Source organism: Aeromicrobium panaciterrae (genome assembly GCF_039537165.1).
GTDB lineage: Bacteria > Actinomycetota > Actinomycetes > Propionibacteriales > Nocardioidaceae > Aeromicrobium > Aeromicrobium panaciterrae.
Genome location: NZ_BAAAZZ010000002.1, coordinates 1,630,550 through 1,648,690, shown reverse-complemented (window position 1 = coordinate 1,648,690; position 18,141 = coordinate 1,630,550). Strand labels below are relative to the sequence as shown.

Genomic DNA, 18,141 nt, shown 5'->3' with positions numbered 1-18,141 from the left:
GCATCCGCGCCCGACTGACATGGCCGAGGAGCGAGGCGCACCGGGGTTGTGCTGCGAGCGACGAGAACGCAGTCAGGCGGGATGCGGGGCCGTGCGAGCCGGCCATCGAGGTGGGAGGCATGGCCTAGGTATGGGCCTTCTCGGCCTCGCGGTCCTCGGCTTCCTTGCGGGCAAGGTTCTCCGCGACCTCTGCGCGCCAGTTCTCGTTGGCCTTGGTGGTGTCGACCTCGAACTCGAACCGCTCGACCATCTCGGGCTCGATGTCGGCCTTGTCGACGTAGAACTGCTCGTACCAACGACGCAGCTGGTAGACCGGGCCGTCCTCCTCGCAGAGCAGCGGGTTCTGCACGGGCGCCTTGTTGAGCCAGATCGCGACGTCCTGCTCGAAGCCGACCTTGAACGACTCGGAGTACTTGTCGCCGATGTACTTGGCGGTCGCCTCGTCGACACCTTCGGGCTTCTCGACGCACAGTCCGTACTGCAGCGTGAACGAGTTGGGTCCCGTCGGGATGTGGCAGTTGATCAGGATGACCTTGGTCAGGAAGCCCTTGTAGTCGGTGTCGAGCCAGTTGATCATGTAGGACGGCCCGAAGTAGGTGGCGACCGACTTGAGGACCAGGTCCTCGTCGCCGTAGCCCTCGGCGGTCATGTCAGGACGTCCGGTCGACTCCATGAACTGCGTGGCCTGGTCGCCCTCGAACACGTTGCGGAAGTTGGTGGGGAAGGCGAAGTGGATGTAGAAGAAGTGCGCCATGTCGACGACGTTGTCGATGATCTCGCGGCAGTGAGCGTTCTCGACCGGGAGCGTCTCCCAGGTCCAGTCGGTGTACTTGTCGGTACCGACCCCGGGGAGCTCGGGCGGCAGCGCGTCCATGTCGGCGGCGCTGCCCTCGGGGTCGTGCCAGATCAGCAGCTGGCCGTTGCGGACGACGGCTTCGTAGCGTTGCGTACGCGCGCGCAGCGGCACCCGCTTGGCGTAGGGGATCGCCTTGCACTTGCCGTCGCCACCCCAGCGCCAGTCGTGGAACGGGCAGGCGATCTCGTCGCCCTTGACGGTGCCCTGCGTCAGGTCACCGCCCATGTGGCGGCAGTAGCCGTCGAGCACGTTGAGCTTGCCCGCCGAGTCGGCCCAGACGACGAGCTTGCCGCCGAAGGCGAACACCTCGTGCGGCTTGCCGTCGTTGAAGTCACGCTCCAGGCCAAGGCAGTGCCAGCCACGTGCGAATCGATCCGGGACAGAACCAGCGTCCAGCGTGCGGGTCTCGGTCACGATTGCCTCCCACGGTGTTTGAAACAACGAAGTCCAGGTCTGGGCATGTGAACTCAGTGGACCAAAACGAGAACACGTTATAGTTTTACCACATGTACGTCGCCCTGACAGCCGACCAGCTTCGCCTTCGCGATGAGGTCCAAGGCTATTTTTCCGAGCTCGTCACCCCCGAGATCCGGGCTGCGCTGGCCGCAGCAACCGGTGAGTTCGGCGACGTCACCGTCTACAAGGACGTCATCCGCCAGCTCGGCGCTGACGGCTGGCTCGGCATGGGATGGCCCAAGGAGTACGGCGGCCAGGAGCGCTCGATGGTCGACGAGCTCATCTTCTCCAATGCGGCCATGGTCGCCGGCGTACCCATCCCGCACCTGACGCTCAACACGGTGGGCCCGACCATCATGCGTTACGGCAGCGAGGAGCAGAAGGCGTACTTCCTCCCCAAGATCCAGCAGGGTGAGCTGCACTTCTCCATCGGCTACTCCGAGCCCGGCTCCGGCACCGACCTCGCGTCGTTGCGCACCAAGGCCGAGCTCGACGAGTCGACCAACGAGTGGGTCATCAACGGCCAGAAGATGTGGACGTCGCTGATCCAGTACGCCGACTGGATCTGGATGGCGTGCCGCACCGATCCCGACCTGCCCCGACACAAGGGCCTGTCGATGATCCTGGTGCCGGCCCAGGCCAAGGGCGTCTCCTACACGCCGGTCCACACGATCGCCGGGGTCGGCACGAGTGCGACCTACTACGACAACGTCCGGGTCCCGGCCGACAACCTCATCGGGGGTCGCGGCGGGGGTTGGGCGCTGATCACCAACCAGCTCAACCGGGAGCGGGTCGCCCTGACCTCCTCGGCTCCGCTGGTCCACTCGATCGAGCTCGTCACCAAGTGGGCGCGTGAGACCAAGAACGCCAATGGTGTGCGCGTGATCGACCAGGAATGGGTGCAGATCCTGCTGGGACGTGCACAGGCCCGTACGGACGCGCTGACGCTCATGGGATGGAAGCTCGCCGCCGAGATCGACTCGCTCTCCCCTGCCGACGCCTCAGCCGTCAAGGTCTACGGCTCCGAGCTGGCCGTCGAGGTCTACCGGGCGCTCAAGGAGATCGTCGGCCCCGCCGCGATCGTCGCCGCCGACTCGGCCGGTGCCGTGATCGCCGGGCGTCTGGAGCGCTACTACCGCTCGTCACTCGTCATGACGTTCGGCGGCGGCACCAACGAGATCCAGCGCGACATCATCGGCTACGTCGGCCTCGGCATGCCGGCCGCGAAGCGCTGAATTCAAGAACACTGACAAGGGAAACCACATGGACTTCTCACTTCCGGCCGAGGCCGAAGAGGCTGCAGCGCTCGCCGCGACGATCCTCAAGGACCACACCACGACCGAGCGGCTGGCCGAGGTCGAGGCAGCCGGCGCCCGGTTCGACCCGGTCCTCTGGAAGGCGCTCGGCGACGCCGGTCTCCGGAGCCTGACGACACCTGAGGCGCACGACGGTGCCGGGCTCGGCTTCCTCGAGCTGTGCCGCGTGCTGGTCGAGGTCGGCCGTACCGTCGCCCCCGTCCCGCTCGCCACCGACTCAGTTGCACGACTCTTCCTCGCCGAGCACGGCACGGATGAGCAGCAACAGGCCGCCTTCACCCGGAGCGTCATCAGCGCCGCGATCGCCGAGGAGCACGAGTACGTACCCTCCGTGCCGACGACGACGGCTGCCCTCGACGGCGTCGAGTACGTGCTGACCGGCACCAAGTACCTCGTCCACGCGGCCACCAACGCCGACGCGTTCCTGGTCACCGCGACCACTCCCGACGGCACCGGCGTCTTCCTGGTCGATGCCGACGGCGTGCAGATCCGCGAGCAGAAGCTCAGCGATGGCGACGCCCTGGGCCTGGTCGAGCTGTCGGGCGTACGCGTGCCGGCTGACCGGCGAATCGGCAGCGGCGACGCCGCCCAACGCCTCGTCGACCTGCTGACGGTCGCCAGCTGCGCCGTACAGCTCGGTGTCACCGAGGGCGCGCTGACCCTCACGGCCGAGTACGCCAAGGTCCGCGAGCAGTTCGACCGGCCGATCGGCACGTTCCAGGCCGTCGCGCAGCGCCTCGCAGACGGCTACATCGACACCCGCTTCCTGGCGCTCACCGTCTGGCAGGCCGCCTGGCGTCTCGCCGAGGGACTGCCCTCGACCGAGGCCATCGCGACGGCCAAGCTGTGGGCGTCCGACGCCGGACACCACATCGCCCACACCACGGTGCACATCCATGGCGGTGTCGGCATCGACCTCGACGGCGAGGCGCACCGCTACTTCACCGCCGGCACCCGCTACGACTTCGAGTACGGCGGGCAGACCGAACAAGCCCTGCGCCTCGGCAAGCTGCTCGCCGCCGAACCCGCGTGAGCGTCCGGGACCTGCTCCTCGCCCGCGCGGAGCAGGACACCCCGGCCCTTCTGACCCACGCCGGCTCGTGGACCTGGCGCGAGCTGATCGCCGACGCCTCGTCGCGAGCCGCCGCGATCGCGGGCCTGCTGGATCCCGTACGCCCACCGCACGTCGGACTGTTGATGGACAACACCGCGGAGATGCTGCTCAACCTCTCCGCCGCGGGGCTGGGTGCGCACGTCGCGGTGGGGGTCAACAGCACGCGTCGCGGCGACGCTCTGCTCGCCGACCTGCAGCGCGCCGACGTACAGCTCCTGCTGACCGACGCCACGCAGAGGCACCTGCTCGACGGGCTCGACCTGTCGGACATCCGCGTCATCGACACCGACGAGTGGGACGTGCCATCCGGTGCGGCACCCGAGGCCTCGCCCAACGACGACTCGCTCTTCATGCTGATCTTCACGTCGGGCACCAGCGGTCGGCCCAAGGCGGTGCGGATCACGCACCAGAAGATCACGGTGCCGGGGTTCTATCTCTCCGACAAGCTCGGGCTCGGCCCGGACGACGTGCACTACATCGCGATGCCGCTGTTCCACTCCAATGCGGTCATGGCCGGCTGGGCGCCGGCGCTCCACAACGGCGCCACCGTGGCACTGCGCGAGAAGTTCTCGGCGTCGGAGTTCCTCTCCGACGTCCGGCGGTTCGGGGCGACGTACGCGTCGTACGTCGGCAAGCCACTCACGTACGTCCTGGCGACACCGCCCCGACCCGATGATGCCGACAACCCGCTGCGGTTCGTGTTCGGCAACGAGGCCGGCGACCGTGACATCAAGGCGTTCGGAGAGCGCTTCGACTGCCACGTCGTCGACGGGTTCGGCTCGACCGAGAACGCCGTCATCGTGAGCAAGATCGAAGGAACGCCCCCGGGCGCGCTCGGCTGGCCCGCGGACGGTGTGGCGGTGTACGACCCCGACACCGTGACCGAGTGCCCGCCGGCCGTACGCGATGCCGATGGACGCGTCACCAATCTCGACGAGTGCGTCGGCGAGCTGGTCAACACGACCGGCGCCGGACAGTTCGCGGGCTACTACAACGACGAGGAAGCAACCTCCGAGCGGATGCGCGGCGGGATGTACTGGTCCGGCGATCTCGCCTACCGCGACGCCGACGGGTGGGTGTGGTTCGCCGGTCGTACGGCAGCGTGGCTCCGTGTCGACGGCGAGAACCTCGCCACCGCGCCGATCGAGGCGATCCTGCTGCGCCATCCCGCGATCGACCAGGTCGCGGTCTACGCCGTGCCGGACGAGCGCGCCGGCGACCAGGTCGCGGCTGCGCTGGTGTTGCGCGGCGAGCTCGGACCCGACGACCTCGAGCGATTCCTCGACGAGCAGCGCGACCTGTCACCCCAGGCGCGGCCGCGCTACGTACGTGTCGTCGCCGAGCTACCGCGCACCGCGACGCACAAGGTGCTGCATCGCGAGCTCAGCGCTGCCGGCACCGCCGACGTCACCTGGACCCGCGAGGAGCGCGGCACGGCCTACTCGTGAGCTGCCCCTCGACGCATCGCCGGACTACTTGGTTGCTTCGCCCTGACAGAGCCGGCAGGGGGTGAGGCCGTCGGTGTCCGCGCCGACGGGACGCAGGTCCTCACGACTCGAGATCAGGCTGCAGTCGGCACGGTGCAGGGTCGACCCTCGACCCGCGACGACCAGCACGGCGCCGGGATCGCGCTTGCGGACCACGGCGCGTACCTGACCGCGCTTGGCATCCTCGAGCACGACGCCGTTCGACATCGCCGAGCTGCCTGCCACCGAGCTGGCGAGCCGGAGCACGGTGTCGGAGAGCTGGCGCTGCGACTCCTTCTGCTCACCGCCGATCCGGGCCAGCCAGGAGCCGAAGTAGAGGAAGCCGCCGACGAAGGTCATGCCGAGCCCGAACACGGCGGAGACGAGATAGGACATCTGGTCGTAGGCGTACGGGGTGTGCGCGGCGCCGTACCAGCCGAAGCCGATCACGATCAGCCCAGCGGGAAGCAGCACCACGCCGGCGATGAAGAGCACCTGGTGCAGCACCTGGGCAGGATCGCTGCGCAGGGGGGCCGTGCCGTCGCGCGAACCCGCACGTGGCATCACGTGGGGCGCCCTGAACTTCGCCGGACGGCGTTCGGTCGTCGTCATGTCAGGCCTTCCTGAGGTCTGGGATGCCGGCCTTGAGGCCGAAGGAGCAGGCGGACGCACCGCCAAAGAGGAGCATCCCCGCCGAGCGGAGATACCAGGCTGCGCCACTGGCGAGTGCCAGACCGCCGAGCAGCAGCAGCATCGGCAGGCTGCGCAGCGGTGGCATTCCCTTGGCGACCGGGGCGAGTGCCTGGGGTCCACCGTCGACCGCACCGGCCGGCGGGATGTCGTCGAGCGCGGGTGCGCCGACGTCACCGGGGAGGCCCCCGCCGGGTGTGCCGGCTCCCCCGCCCAGGTCGGCGAGCGTGATCGTCTCGGCGGAGACCTGGGTCGAGCCGAGGTGCAGGACCAGCTTGGGTGCGATCGTGTTGAGCGACAGCAGGAGCCCCTTGATCAGGTTGGCCTGTCCCGGAAGATCGGGAATGCCCGAGACCAGGTCGTCCAGCGGCAACGACGGCAGCTTGGAACGCAACGCCTTGGTGTCCAGGGTGATCCGCGCGGCCTCGGCGTTGATCGTGCCCTTCGACCCGGCCGTGACGACATCGGGCTTGGGCACCTCGATCGAGACCCCCAGCAGCTTGAGCAGCTCTGCGGCCGACGACGGAATGCCCGGGATCGGCGTGACCTTGCCGGCGGCGGTGAGACCGTCGGGACCCAGGGCGATCTTCTGACCTGCGATGGTCATGCCACCGATGTCGACGGTCTGCGTCGTCTTGGCGCCGCCGTCGAGACTGCTGGTCGCCTTGGCCACCACGTTGACCCCCGTCAGCTTGATCAAGCCACTGAGCAGGCGGATCTCGCCGATGCGGCTGGTCGCCGTGGCGATCACGGTGCTGCCGTCGTAGTCGGTGCTGGAGACGCTGGTCATGCCGTCGAAGTCGATGAGGAGACCCAGGGTGCCCAGCGGGTTGGGCGATCCGGTCGCGGGAGGGCCGGACTTGGGGCCGAGCAGGCCGGTGAGGGCGTCCAGCGGGTTGGCCGGGGCCGCCTTGCCGTCTCCGGCGTCTCCGTCGGAGACGTCCGACGAGGTGTAGCCGACCTTGGCGATGGTGCGCTTGTCACCGGCATCGACCCGTCCGATCATGCCGGGCAGGAACTCCTGGGACTGCTGCGTCGTGTCGCCGGGGAATCCGGCGTTGGTCTGCACGGGGTAGCCGCCGCCCGTGAGTGCCTCGGGCAGGCCGAGCTGCTCACCGAAGGTCTTGAGGCCCTCGCCGATCGCCGGGCCGGGCCACATCGCCGAGGCGCGCGCCCGCGTCGCCGGCCCGGAGCTGCCGTCGACGCGGGTGTAGGACAGGTCGAACTCGGCTTGCGGCTCGGTCGGAAGCGGCAGGGCGGGCTCGAAGATCTCCAGCTTGAGCGGCGTCGCCGTGGCCATCGTGGTGAAGCCGCCGTACGTGACGGCCTGCGCGGGTGCACTGCCCGCCGCGGTTCCGCCCGCCACCAGGCCGAGGGCGAGCAACGCCGCACCCGTGCGCTTGGTGCGCCGGGTCAGTGCGCGCGTACGACCGACCAGCGTCCTGTCGTACAACGTCTTCTCGCTCGCACGCTTCATGCGGCACCTCCCAGGATGACGTCGGCCATGATGTCGTTGATCTCGTCGGGTTCGCCGGTGGCCACCACGCGACCGCCGGTCATCACCGCCGCGTAGTCCGACACCTTCAATGCGGTACGTGCGAACTGCTCGACCACGAGGATCGAGACACCGGACTCGGCGATCTGCCCGACCGTCTCGTACAGCTCGTCGACGATCAGCGGCGCGAGGCCCATCGACAACTCGTCGAGAAGGAGGAGCGCGGGGTCTGAGCTCAGAGCGCGCGCCATCGCCAGCATCTGCTGCTCGCCGCCGGACAGGGTCCCGGCGAGCTGGAAGCGGCGCTGCTTGAGCTTGGGGAAGTAGGAGTAGGCCGTGTCGTAGACCTTGTCGGCGCTGACGCCCGCATAGGAGATGAGCAGCAGGTTCTCCTCGACCGAGAGATTGGGGAACACGCTGCGTCCCTCGGGAACCGTCGTGAGTCCCAGCCGGGCCAGGTCGTCGGGCTTGGCGCCGCTGACGTGGACACCACCGAGGTGGATGTCTCCCGACGTCTTGTCCATCTGCCCCGAGATGACCTTGAGCAGCGTGGACTTGCCGCCGCCGTTGGGGCCGAGCAGTGCCACCACGGCGCCGCGGGGCACCGTGAGGTCGACCCCGCGCAGCACCTCGATGCGCCCGTACGCCGCGTGCAGGTCGACGACTTCAAGGATCGGAACGCTCATCGTGCCACCTCCTCCGTCACCGGCAGCTCGGCCGTCTCGTCCTCGCTGTAGCCGAGGTAGGCCTTCTGCACGACGGGGCTGTTGCGGATCTCCTCGGGCGTTCCGGTCGCGATGATCGAGCCGAAGTCGAGGACGTGGATCTCGTGGCAGACCCGCATCACCAGGTCCATGTCGTGCTCGACCATGAGGATCGTGCGACCCTCGGCCGCCAGCTCGAGGAGCAGGTTTCCGAAGGCATCCGTCTCCGCCTCGTCCAGCCCGGAGGAGGGTTCGTCGAGCAGCAGCAGCCGCGGGTTGCAGGCGAGTGCCCGCGCGACCTCGAGCAGGCGGGCCGTGCCGGTCGGGACCGAGTCGGCACGCTCCTCGGCGTATCCCAGGATGCCGACGCGGTCCAGCAGCTCGTCGATCCTCTGGAAGGTCGCCTCGTCGTCTGGTCGCATCATGCCGCGCAGTCCCTCGTGGACGTCGAGTGCGACGCGTACGTTGTCCTCGACCGTCAGCGAGCCGAACGCCTCGAGGCGCTGGAACGTGCGGCCCATGCCGTGCCGGGCCCGCCGTGGCACGGGCATGCGTGTGATGTTCTTGCCGTCGAGGAGCACCCGGCCCGAGGTCGGCGCCTGCAGACCGGTGATCACGTTGAAGCAGGTGGTCTTGCCGGCGCCGTTGGGCCCGATCAGTCCCGTGATCGTGCCCGACTCGACCTCGAAGCTCGCCTGATTGACGGCGGTCACGCCGCCGAACCGGACCACGACATCGTCAACGTGCAGCAACGGCATCCGGGTTCACCTCCTCCTGGCTGACGGGAGTCTCTTCCGTCAGGTCGAGGTCGTCATCGTCGCCCCTGGAGCGACGCGGCAGGCTCAACGCCGGGAGCCGCCTGGCGATCGCCGGGTAGACGTCGTCCTCGAGCCAGCCGGGCAGCTTGAAGAGCAGGTTGGCCAATCCGTTCGGGTCACGAGCGAGGATCACGGCGCCGACGCCGAGCAGCACGAACAACAGACCGGCAATCGACGGGTTGTCCGACTGTGCGACCGGCAGATACATCATGAAGATGCCGCCCAACGCCGCGCCCGTCACCGAGGTGACGCCCCACACGACAGCCATGAGCAGGAGGAGCAGGCTCGCGAAGAACTGGAAGTCGAAGGCCACGATCGTGCCGCGCAGACCGGCGAACAGCGCCCCTGCCAGGCCGGCAATGCCGGCGGACCCGGCGAACAGGCCGACCCGCAGCCAGCGCATGTCGATGCCGAGCGTCCCGGCTGCGGCCGGGCTGTCGCGCACCGCCACCAGGATCCTGCCCAGCGGTCCCTGTCGGACGGCGAGGACCACCAGAGCGATGATCACGAAGAAGATCGTCATCATCACCGCGTAGGCCCCGGTGCCGTCGAGCTTGAGACCGAAGACGGAGAGCCGCTCGGCCTCCAGCGGGTTGTTGAACTCAAATGCCAGAGCCGACTGGAACAAGAGCTTGTCCATCAGCTGCGCGAAGGCCAGCGTCGCCAGCGCCAGATAGAGGCCGGTCAGCCTGAGCACCGGGATGGCCACCAGCGCACCGACGGCGGCAGCGGCGAGCACCGCAACCAACAGCCCGAACAGGTTGGGCTGGTCGATCTTGGCGTACGCGACGGCGCCGACTCCGGCGAACGTGAACTGGGCGAGGGAGACGTAGCCGCCGTAGCCGGTCAACAGCACCAGCGACAGCATCACGATCGCATACGTCGCAGCGGTGCCGACGAGCAGCAGGTTGGAGCCGGACAGCATCGACGCGAGGACCATGACGCCGGCGACGAGCGCCGCGCCCCACACCACGGCGGTGCCCAGCGTCGGCACCGGGGCCGAGACCATGCCCTTGACCTGACCGACCCGCAGTGGCGCCTGGGGCAGCAGGACCAGGATCGCGAACAGGAACAGCGTCGGGATGACGGCCGGCAGCCCGGGGACCTTGTCGCTGAACGGGATGTCCTGCAGGTAGCCCACGACGTACGACTGGCCGATGCCGAGCGCCATCGCTCCGAGATAGGTCATCGGCAGATTGGTGAGCTTGCCGAGCATCGCCGCGGCGTACGCCGAGATCACCAGCAGCGTCAGGTCGAAGTACTGCAGTCCGACGACCGGGGCGAGCAGGATGCCGGCGAGTGCCGCCAGCGAGGAGCCCACGGCCCAGGCCAGTGCCGCCACGACTTGCGGGCGGCCACCGTAGAGCTGCAGGAGGTCGGGGTTGTCGACGGAGGCACGCATCGCGGTGCCGATGCGCGTACCGGACAGCAGCAGGAACAGACCCATCGCGACCATGACCGACAGGACCACCGTGATGACCTGGTGCCAGGTGATCACGACATCACCGAGGTGGATCAGGTGGCCACGGAAGAACTGGGGAAGCGATCGATCCTCGGCGGGCCAGATCTGCTGGGCGATGCCGATCAGACCGACCAGGAGACCCACCGTCACGACCAACGAGACGCTGACCGGTGCCGAGCCCAGGCCGCGAGCCAGCACGCGCTGGACGAAGACACCGAACAGCGGCGCTGCCACGAAGAGCACCAGGATCAGCGAGAGCCAGATCGGGATGTCCTGCTTGACCGAGAAGTCCCAGTAGACGAACGCGAACAGCATCCCGACAGCACCGTGCGCGATGTTGAACACGCGGGTCGTGCTGTAGGTCAGGACCAGCCCGCTTGCCGCGATGGCATAGGCCGCGCCCGTGAAGATGCCGATGAACGTGTAGGAGATGAACTCGCTCATGGGTGGGTCACGCCCTGCCTGCGCCGTGACAGACGTATGCGGTGCCCTTCAACGGCACCCACCTGCCACCGCGCAGCTGCAGGAAACGGGCGCACGACGGCGCGTGCTTGCCGCCGACGTCCATCGGCGAGTGGGCGCCGTTCGCGGTCCAGTTGTGGACGCCACTCACCTTGGAGACGAGCGAGGCACGTGTCAGCTTGCCGCCAAGGCTCAGCGACTCCGCGACGAAGAGCTTGGCAGCCGACCACGCGAACAGTCCGAAGAACGTCGGAGCGGCACCCGGGGCGACCTGCTGCAGCCACCTCTTGTAGAGGTTGACCTCCGACTGCGACTGCTCGAACGGGGTGAAGTTGGTGAACGTGATGGCGCCCTCGACCGCCGAGCCACCGCTTCGGACGAAGCCTGCGTCGTAGACCGTCGGGTCATAGAAGAGGACGTCCGGCTTGTAGTTGGCCGACTGCATGGCTTGCGCGAGTCGTACGCCCTGCTGGTAGCCGCCGATGAACTGGACCCAGCGCACGCCCTTGCTCTTGAGCTGCTGGACGTAGGGCCCGTAGTTGAACTCCGCGACATCGATGCCTGCGGAGTAGAGGAACTTCATTCCACGCTTCGTCTCGACCTTCTGCTGGGTGGCCGCGTTCTCGGCGGAGGCGCCGGCATTCAGGTAGAGGAACGCCGCCTTCTGGCTGGCCGCCTTGTAGTTCTTGACGAAGAAGTCGGGGACCGCGTTGCTGAACTCGCGCGCACCCGTCGCCTGGGCGCCGAAGCATGTCGAGCAGGCGTTGCGCGTGGCCGTCACGGCAGCGCTGCGGATGTCGGGGAGACCACACGACTGAGCGGTCGAGGCGCCACCGGAGTCGAACGCCGACATCGAGCCGACCGCGGCGAACGTGGACTCGCACAGCTTGGCGTAGGCCTGCTGGTCGGCGCCCGCATCCGTGCGGGAGTCGAGGGTGGTCAGGGCCAGCTTGCGGCCACAGATGCTGGACGTCGCGTTGAAGTAGGCGATGTAGGCCTTGGTGCCCTGCTGTGCCGACGTGAACAGACCCGGGACCGGGCCGCTGATGTCGGAGGAGTTGCCCAGCTGGATCACCTTGTCGGTGATGCCCTTCTGGTTCTTGAAGCCGTCGCACGAGCCGGACTTGACGCCCGGGATCGAACCGCTGGATCCTCCGGATCCAGCTCCCGCACCTGCAGCGTCGCCCGTACCCGCGTCGGCTCCACCGGCTGCGTCGCCGGAGCCGGCAACGTCCCCGGTCCCGTTCCCGCCACTGATGCCGTTGGGATTGTTGGCGGACTGGACGTACTCGGGGTCGAGCGTTGATCCTCCGCAGGCAGCCGGGACCACGAGCGCAAGCGCGGCGAGGGTGCCTATCGCCACGCGGCGCAGCCGCGGACTGCTGGGTGAACCTGGGGAGCTGGTACGGGGTCGTCGCAAGACAGGGCCTTCACTGTGATCTGGAGCTTTGACTGGGAGTGTGATCCAGCACACGCTCACCAAGGTAAGGCAGGACCAGCAGCAAATCCATGGATTTCTAGAACTTGTTCTAGAAATCCATGGATTTGGGCTACAGCGAGGAGAGGCGCTTGACGGTTTCTTCGTACTCGCTGATCAGGTCGGCCATGACCTCGGCGACCGGACGGACCTCGTTCATGGACCCGACGATCTGCCCCACCGGCATCGAGATGACGTCAGGGTTGCCGGCGAGGTTCATGCGGTTGTGCGCGTCGGCGACCAGGAGGTTCTGCAACGGCATCGGCAGCGGTGTCGGGGCGTCCTCGGCCTCCCACGCCTCGGTCCACTTGGTCCTGAGGAGACGAGCCGGCTTGCCGGTGTAGACGCGCGTACGCACGGTGTCGGCGCTCGATGCCCGCAGGAACGCCTCGGTCATCCCGGCGTTCGTGTTGAGGTTGGCGTACTCCTCGGTCGTCAGCCAGACCGAGCCGGTCCAGACACCTTGCGCACCGAGGGCGAGCGACGCGGCAACCTGACGACCCCGGCCGATCCCGCCGGCACCCAGGACCGCGACATCGGGTCCGACGGCGTCGACGATCTCGGGGGTCAGCACCATGCTGGCGATCTCGCCCGTGTGCCCGCCGGCCTCGTAACCCTGGGCGATGATGATGTCGACGCCGTTGGCGACGTGCGACATCGCGTGCTTCGCTGCGCCGGCGAGTGCGGCCACCTGCACGCCCGCGGCGTGGGCCTGGTCGATGACGTCCTTGGGCGGCGAGCCGAGGGCGTTGGCGATCAGCACCGGGCGATGCCTGCCGCTGAGTGCGATGTCGACGTGGGAGCGGGCCACGGAGTGGAGCCAGCCGAGCACGCCTTCGCGGCCCTCACCTTCGGGCAGCGGGGGCACGCCCAGCTGCTGGAGCGTTCGATCGACGAACGAGATGTGGTCCTCGGGGATCATGGCCTTCAGGTCGATGGCCTTGCCCTCGGTGGGGACCTTCATCGGCATCACGACGTCGACGCCGTACGGCAAGCCGTCGGTGTTGTCGTCCATCCAGTCCAGAACGCCGTCGAGCTCGTCGGCGTCGTTGAACCGTACGCACCCCAGGACTCCGAGACCGCCTGCGCGAGAGACGGCAGCGGCCACGTGCTCGGACGGTGTGAACGCGAAGATCGGGTACTGGATGCCGAAGCGTTCGCAGAGCTCGGTGTGCATCAGGCGATGGCCCCTTCGGCGTTGAGGGCCTCGAGCACGAGCTCCTTGGCCCGCGGGTACTGCGCCTTGCCGGTGGCGTTGCGCGGGATCTCCTCGACGAGCGTCAGGGTGCGCGGCAGCTTGTAGCCGGACAGGAACTCACGGAGGTAGTCGCGCAGCTCCTCGAGCTCGAGGGTCTCGCCCTCACGCGGCTGGATCAGTGCGGCGACGGCCTGGCCGAACTTGGCGTCCGGGATGCCGACGACCAGGACGTCGTAGACGGCGGGGTGGCGCTTGATCGCCATCTCGACCTCTTCGGGGTAGACCTTCTCGCCGCCGGTGTTGACACAGTTGGATCCGCGGCCGAGCAGGGTGACCTTGCCCTCTTCTTCGATCCGGGCGAAGTCGCCGGGGACCGAGATGCGCATGCCGTCGACGACGAGGAACGTCTCGGCGGACTTCTTCTCGTCCTTGTAGTAGCCGACCGGCACCGAGCCGCCACGACCGAGTCGGCCGATCTTGCCGACGCTGGTGGCGAGGTCGAGCACGTTGTTGTTCTCGTCGAGGACCACGCTGTTGGGTCCGAGGCCGACAACCGGACCGTCGCTCGAGATGTGCGTCTTGTCCTGCATGCCCATGCCCTGGAAACCGGTCTCGCTGGCACCGACGGAGTCGGTGTAGACCGGGTTGGGGAGCGCCTCGATCCAGCGCTCCTTGACCTCGGGGGAGAAGATCGCCGCACTGCTGGACACCGCGAACAGGCTCGCACCGGAGTAGGGGGCGTCGGTCCTGGCCTTGCGCTCGAACTCCTCGATCAGCGGGCGCGCCATGGCATCGCCGGTCATGAAGATGAGCATCACGCCGTTCTCGTCGATGATCTCCCACGTGCGCTGGGCATCGAACTTCGGCTCGAGGATCGTCAGGTGCCCCGCGAACAGGTGCATCAGCAGTCCCGCCTGGGCGCCGCCGTGCATCAGCGGACTGAGCGGGAACGTCACCATCCGGCCCTCTTGCGCGGCCTGCTTCGACTGATCGTACTCGTCGAGCTTCTCGCCGGTGTAGAAGTCGATGCCGCCGCCGAGGGTGCGCCAGAAGTCCTCGTGACGCCACATGACGCCCTTGGGGAATCCGGTGGTGCCGCCGGTGTAGATGATGTGGAGGTCGTCGGCGCTGCGCTCGGCGAAGTCGCGCTCGGCGGACTGGTCGGCGACCGCGTCGGCGTACAGGACACCGTCGAACCCGGAGATGTCGGACTGGTCGTCGGGCTCGATCACGTCGGGGATGACCACGACGGTCTGCAGCTTGGGGTGGTTGGGCTTGGTCTTGGCGACCAGCGGGGCGTACGTGCGCTCCACGATCAGGGCCACGACGTCGGCGTTGTCGAAGAGGTAGTTGAGCTCGCCCTCGACGTACCGGTAGTTGACGTTGATGTTGACGGCACGGATCTTGACGATCGCGAGCACGGCGACGACATGCTCGATGCTGTTCTTGGCATAGACAGCGACGTGCTCGCCGGGCTTCACGCCGCGCGACTGGAGGTAGTGCGCCAGCTTGTTGGACTCCGTCTCCAGCTCGGCGAACGTGACGGTCCGGTCGCCCACCTTGAGTGCGGGGTTCTCGGGGGCAGCGTCGACGGCGTGCTCGAAAAGGTCAGCGATGTTCAGTGCCATGCGCCCAAGACTAGAACACGTTCTCGTTTTTGACTACGCTGCCTCCCATGCCCGAAACGTCTGAAACCTCGCCTGACTGCCTCGTCGAACAGGACGGTCACAAGCTCATCGTGACGATGAACCGACCCGAGCGCCGCAACGCGCTCTCGTCCCAGATGCTCAGGATCATGGAGGACGCGTGGGACCGGGTGAACTCCGACCCGGAGATCCGCGTCTGCATCCTGACCGGTGCGGGCGGCTACTTCTGCGCGGGCATGGACCTCAGCACGGCCAACGAGAGGCCGCCGGGCGACAGCTTCGAGTCGGGCGACTTCGACCCGACGATCCTGAAGGGCCTGCTCAAGGGGTTCCGGCTCACCAAGCCGTTGATCGCGGCCGTCGAGGGCCCGGCGATCGCCGGTGGCACCGAGATCCTGCAGGGCACCGACATCCGGGTCGCCGGCGAGTCCGCCAAGTTCGGTGTCGCCGAGGCGCGCTGGAGCCTCTACCCGCTGGGGGGCTCGGCCGTACGCCTGCCGCGCCAGATCCCCTACACCGTCGCCGCCGAGCTGCTGCTCACCGGCCGACCGATCCTGGCACCTGAGGCGAAGGAGCTCGGACTGATCGGCCACGTCGTACCGGATGGCACCGCCCTGGCCAAGGCGCACGAGCTCGCCGACATGGTCGCCGCCAACGGCCCGCTCGCGGTCCAGGCGATCCTCAAGACGATGCGCGATTCGGAGGGCAAGCACGAGGACGATTGCTGGGCCGACGACGCCAAGGTCGGAGCCGCCGTCTTCACGTCCGACGACGCGAAGGAAGGACCTCGCGCCTTCCTCGAGAAGCGCCCCGCCCAGTTCACCGGCACGTGACCTAGCGCAGGACGCCGATCAGAAGCAGGACCGTCGCCGCGATGATGAGCGGCGCCAGCGTCGCGAGGAGACCGTCGACGATCCGCTCCTTCGTGGCGGATGCACGATGGTCGCCAGCTGCGCTCGGGGCGAACTTGCGCCCCGCGCCCCACAGCGAACCCAGCTGCATCGCAAGCCAGTTGGCAAAGCTGCTGTACGCCAACAGCACGATCGTGACGACCTGCCATGTGTGCGACAGGTCGACGTGGGGCCACAGCAGTCCGACGACGATGAGGAACGGCCCGTTCGTCATGCCAACCATGTGGGCGGCCAAGCCCATCCTCGGGTTCTTGAGGACGGGGATCGCCATGCCCGTGAGCAGGCCGAGCAACAAGAGGATCAGCCCAAGCGCAAACAGAAGCTCCTGCATATGCCCACGATAAACCCGTGGCGCGAGCCGTCGCTGCGTCTCCGGCCAAGCCGACGACACCCTTCTCGGTGGTCGAGTGGGGAGCCTCGCCCGCGGCCGAGCCGTATCGAGACCACGTTCACGCGAGCAATCTGGCGTCAGCCGACGCTGCGGTCTCCGGTCCAGAACTTGGCTCGGAGGGCCTTCTTGTCGGGCTTGCCCAGCGCCGTCAGCGGAAGGGCGTCGACGACGATGACGTCCTTGGGTGACTGGACGGCACCCTTGCGATCCTTGACCAGCGCCTGGATCTCCGTCGTCAGCGTCGCGACGGACTCCTCGCTCGCGTCGACCTCCGGACGGAGCACCACGACCGCAGTGACGGCCTCGCCGAACTTCTCGTGCGGGGTGCCGATCACCCCGACCTGCGCCACCGAGGGGTGCTCGCCGATGACGTCCTCCACCTCGCGGGGGAACACGTTGAACCCACCCGTGACGATCATGTCCTTGGTGCGATCGACGATGTACCAGAACCCGTCCTCGTCCTCGCGAGCCACATCGCCGGTGTGCAGCCAGCCGTCGTGGAACGCCTCGGCGGTCTCCTCGGGCTTGTTCCAGTAGCCGGCCGCGAGCAAGGGCCCGGCGACGCAGATCTCGCCCGGCTCACCCTGCTTGACGGGCTGGCCGTCCTCGCCGAGCAGTGCCGTACGCAGGAACGCGCTCGGCCGCCCACAGCTCGCCAGCCGCTCGGGGGTGTGGTCAGCCTTCGAGAGGTAGGAGATGACCATCGGCGCCTCGGACTGGCCGAAGTACTGCGCGAAGATCGGGCCGAATCGCTCGATGGCCTCGGCCAGGCGCGTCGGGTTGATCGCCGACGCACCGTAATAGATGGTCTCGAGGCTCGACAGGTCGCGGGTGTGCGAGTCGGGGTGATCCATCAGCGCGTAGAGCATGCTCGGCACGAGCATCGTCGCGGTGATCTTCTCCTCCTCGATCGTCTTGAGGACGTTCGCCGGATCGAAGCCGGGCAGGACGACGAGGCGCCCGCCCTTGGCGACGACTGGCGCGAAGAACGCAGCGCCGGCGTGCGACAGCGGCGTGCACATCAGGAACGTCGGCCTCTCGGGCCACTCCCACTCGGCGAGCTGGATCTGGGTCATCGTCGCGATGCTCGACGCCGTGCCGATGACGCCCTTGGGCTTGCCGGTCGTACCGCCCGTGTAGGTCACGCCGACCACGTGGTCCGGCGCGAGGTCCTTCGCGGTCAGGGGCTCGACGTCGTACGTCGCCGCCTTCGCCGCGAGGTCGTCGATCGTGATGATCGTCTCGAGGCCCGGCACCTTCTCCTTCAGCGCGTCGGCCCGTTCGAGGAACTTGTCGATGTTGTCGACGATGAGGGCAGAGACGCCCGCGTCGTCGAGCACGTACGCGTGGTCCTCGAGCGATCCGAGCGGGTGCAGCGCCGTGCGGCGATATCCCTGGGTCTGCCCGGCGCCGATGATGAACAGCACCTCGGGGCGGTTCGAGGCGAGCAGCCCGACGGCTGCGCCGGTGCCGGCGCCGAGGTCCTCGAGGGCGCGGACGTAGCGGCTCATCTGGTCCGACATCTCCTGGCCCGTGATGCTCCGGTCGCCCAGCTGGAGCACGCTGGCATTGCGGTGCCGCTTGAGGGAGTGGAGAAGCATCTGCCCCGAGTGGGGTCCGCGGTAGGTGTCGGTGTCGAGAGTCTGAGCCATGCCATGAGACTAGAACACAGATAGAAC

15 protein-coding genes are annotated in these 18,141 nt (G+C 67.8%); 4 read left to right on the top strand and 11 right to left on the bottom strand.

What is annotated here, in order from left to right; translation table 11 throughout:
• Positions 1–124: 124 nt before the first annotated feature.
• Positions 125–1,270 (bottom strand): 3-ketosteroid-9-alpha-monooxygenase, oxygenase component, encoded by a 1,146-nt coding sequence (locus ABD683_RS08930; RefSeq protein WP_344769185.1) that lies wholly within the window; start codon positions 1,268–1,270, stop codon positions 125–127.
• Between the two features lie 92 nt (positions 1,271–1,362).
• Here ABD683_RS08930 and ABD683_RS08925 point away from each other — a divergent pair, with 92 nt between their 5' ends.
• Genes ABD683_RS08925 through ABD683_RS08915 form a run of 3 tightly spaced genes read left to right on the top strand, consistent with a single transcriptional unit; the run spans position 1,363 to position 5,190 of the window.
• Positions 1,363–2,547: an acyl-CoA dehydrogenase family protein gene (locus ABD683_RS08925; RefSeq protein ID WP_344769183.1), complete on the top strand. Its 1,185-nt coding sequence runs from the start codon at positions 1,363–1,365 to the stop codon at positions 2,545–2,547.
• A gap of 28 nt (positions 2,548–2,575) precedes the next feature.
• Positions 2,576–3,661 (top strand): acyl-CoA dehydrogenase family protein, encoded by a 1,086-nt coding sequence (locus ABD683_RS08920; protein ID WP_344769182.1) that lies wholly within the window; start codon positions 2,576–2,578, stop codon positions 3,659–3,661.
• Positions 3,658–5,190 (top strand): AMP-binding protein, encoded by a 1,533-nt coding sequence (locus ABD683_RS08915; protein ID WP_344769180.1) that lies wholly within the window; start codon positions 3,658–3,660, stop codon positions 5,188–5,190. Before ABD683_RS08920 ends, ABD683_RS08915 begins: the two co-directional genes overlap by 4 nt.
• Before the next feature lie 24 nt (positions 5,191–5,214).
• Here the strand turns inward: ABD683_RS08915 and ABD683_RS08910 are convergent, their stop codons facing one another.
• The 8 genes from ABD683_RS08910 to ABD683_RS08875 all read right to left on the bottom strand — a co-directional run bounded on the left by ABD683_RS08910 (position 5,215) and on the right by ABD683_RS08875 (position 15,142).
• Positions 5,215–5,820 carry a hypothetical protein gene (locus ABD683_RS08910; RefSeq protein ID WP_344769178.1) on the bottom strand — a complete coding sequence of 202 codons (606 nt, stop codon included), beginning with the start codon at positions 5,818–5,820 and terminating at the stop codon, positions 5,215–5,217.
• 1 nt (position 5,821) lies between these two features.
• Entirely contained in the window at positions 5,822–7,375 is a 1,554-nt protein-coding gene (locus ABD683_RS08905; RefSeq protein WP_344769176.1) for a choice-of-anchor P family protein, read from the bottom strand.
• Complete coding sequence (locus ABD683_RS08900; RefSeq protein WP_344769174.1) at positions 7,372–8,079, bottom strand: ABC transporter ATP-binding protein; 708 nt, start codon at positions 8,077–8,079, stop codon at positions 7,372–7,374. The genes ABD683_RS08905 and ABD683_RS08900 overlap by 4 nt, the downstream gene beginning before the upstream one ends.
• On the bottom strand, positions 8,076–8,855 hold the full coding sequence (locus ABD683_RS08895; protein ID WP_344769172.1) for an ABC transporter ATP-binding protein: 780 nt from the start codon (positions 8,853–8,855) through the stop codon (positions 8,076–8,078). Before ABD683_RS08895 ends, ABD683_RS08900 begins: the two co-directional genes overlap by 4 nt.
• Positions 8,836–10,821 carry an ABC transporter permease gene (locus ABD683_RS08890; RefSeq protein ID WP_344769170.1) on the bottom strand — a complete coding sequence of 662 codons (1,986 nt, stop codon included), beginning with the start codon at positions 10,819–10,821 and terminating at the stop codon, positions 8,836–8,838. The genes ABD683_RS08895 and ABD683_RS08890 overlap by 20 nt, the downstream gene beginning before the upstream one ends.
• 7 nt (positions 10,822–10,828) lie before the next feature.
• On the bottom strand, positions 10,829–12,202 hold the full coding sequence (locus ABD683_RS08885; RefSeq protein WP_344769168.1) for an ABC transporter substrate-binding protein: 1,374 nt from the start codon (positions 12,200–12,202) through the stop codon (positions 10,829–10,831).
• Between the two features lie 187 nt (positions 12,203–12,389).
• A complete protein-coding gene (locus tag ABD683_RS08880) occupies positions 12,390–13,493 on the bottom strand; it encodes an NAD(P)H-dependent flavin oxidoreductase (RefSeq protein WP_344769166.1) in 1,104 nt (367 codons plus the stop codon).
• On the bottom strand, positions 13,493–15,142 hold the full coding sequence (locus tag ABD683_RS08875) for an acyl-CoA synthetase (protein WP_344769164.1): 1,650 nt from the start codon (positions 15,140–15,142) through the stop codon (positions 13,493–13,495). The genes ABD683_RS08880 and ABD683_RS08875 overlap by 1 nt, the downstream gene beginning before the upstream one ends.
• Before the next feature lie 47 nt (positions 15,143–15,189).
• On the opposite strand from ABD683_RS08875, the gene ABD683_RS08870 reads away from it, so the two are divergent.
• On the top strand, positions 15,190–15,993 hold the full coding sequence (locus ABD683_RS08870) for a crotonase/enoyl-CoA hydratase family protein (protein WP_344769162.1): 804 nt from the start codon (positions 15,190–15,192) through the stop codon (positions 15,991–15,993).
• Between the two features lies 1 nt (position 15,994).
• Here the strand turns inward: ABD683_RS08870 and ABD683_RS08865 are convergent, their stop codons facing one another.
• Both ABD683_RS08865 and fadD8 read right to left on the bottom strand, forming a co-directional pair.
• Positions 15,995–16,402: a hypothetical protein gene (locus ABD683_RS08865; RefSeq protein ID WP_344769161.1), complete on the bottom strand. Its 408-nt coding sequence runs from the start codon at positions 16,400–16,402 to the stop codon at positions 15,995–15,997.
• Between the two features lie 137 nt (positions 16,403–16,539).
• Positions 16,540–18,114, bottom strand: a complete 1,575-nt coding sequence (gene fadD8 / locus ABD683_RS08860) for a fatty-acid--CoA ligase FadD8 (RefSeq protein ID WP_344769159.1) — start codon at positions 18,112–18,114, stop codon at positions 16,540–16,542.
• Positions 18,115–18,141: the final 27 nt, after the last annotated feature.

Bases quoted from the DNA above. Each gene is read 5' to 3' on its own strand.
- ABD683_RS08870 (WP_344769162.1), top strand. From the start codon at position 15,190: ATGCCCGAAACGTCTGAAACCTCGCCTGACTGCCTCGTCGAACAGGAC.
- ABD683_RS08910 (WP_344769178.1), bottom strand. From the start codon at position 5,820: ATGACGACGACCGAACGCCGTCCGGCGAAGTTCAGGGCGCCCCACGTG.
- ABD683_RS08865 (WP_344769161.1), bottom strand. From the start codon at position 16,402: ATGCAGGAGCTTCTGTTTGCGCTTGGGCTGATCCTCTTGTTGCTCGGC.
- ABD683_RS08880 (WP_344769166.1), bottom strand. From the start codon at position 13,493: ATGCACACCGAGCTCTGCGAACGCTTCGGCATCCAGTACCCGATCTTC.
- ABD683_RS08890 (WP_344769170.1), bottom strand. From the start codon at position 10,821: ATGAGCGAGTTCATCTCCTACACGTTCATCGGCATCTTCACGGGCGCG.
- ABD683_RS08900 (WP_344769174.1), bottom strand. From the start codon at position 8,079: ATGAGCGTTCCGATCCTTGAAGTCGTCGACCTGCACGCGGCGTACGGG.
- fadD8 (WP_344769159.1), bottom strand. From the start codon at position 18,114: ATGGCTCAGACTCTCGACACCGACACCTACCGCGGACCCCACTCGGGG.
- ABD683_RS08895 (WP_344769172.1), bottom strand. From the start codon at position 8,855: ATGCCGTTGCTGCACGTTGACGATGTCGTGGTCCGGTTCGGCGGCGTG.
- ABD683_RS08925 (WP_344769183.1), top strand. From the start codon at position 1,363: ATGTACGTCGCCCTGACAGCCGACCAGCTTCGCCTTCGCGATGAGGTC.
- ABD683_RS08920 (WP_344769182.1), top strand. From the start codon at position 2,576: ATGGACTTCTCACTTCCGGCCGAGGCCGAAGAGGCTGCAGCGCTCGCC.
- ABD683_RS08905 (WP_344769176.1), bottom strand. From the start codon at position 7,375: ATGAAGCGTGCGAGCGAGAAGACGTTGTACGACAGGACGCTGGTCGGT.
- ABD683_RS08875 (WP_344769164.1), bottom strand. From the start codon at position 15,142: ATGGCACTGAACATCGCTGACCTTTTCGAGCACGCCGTCGACGCTGCC.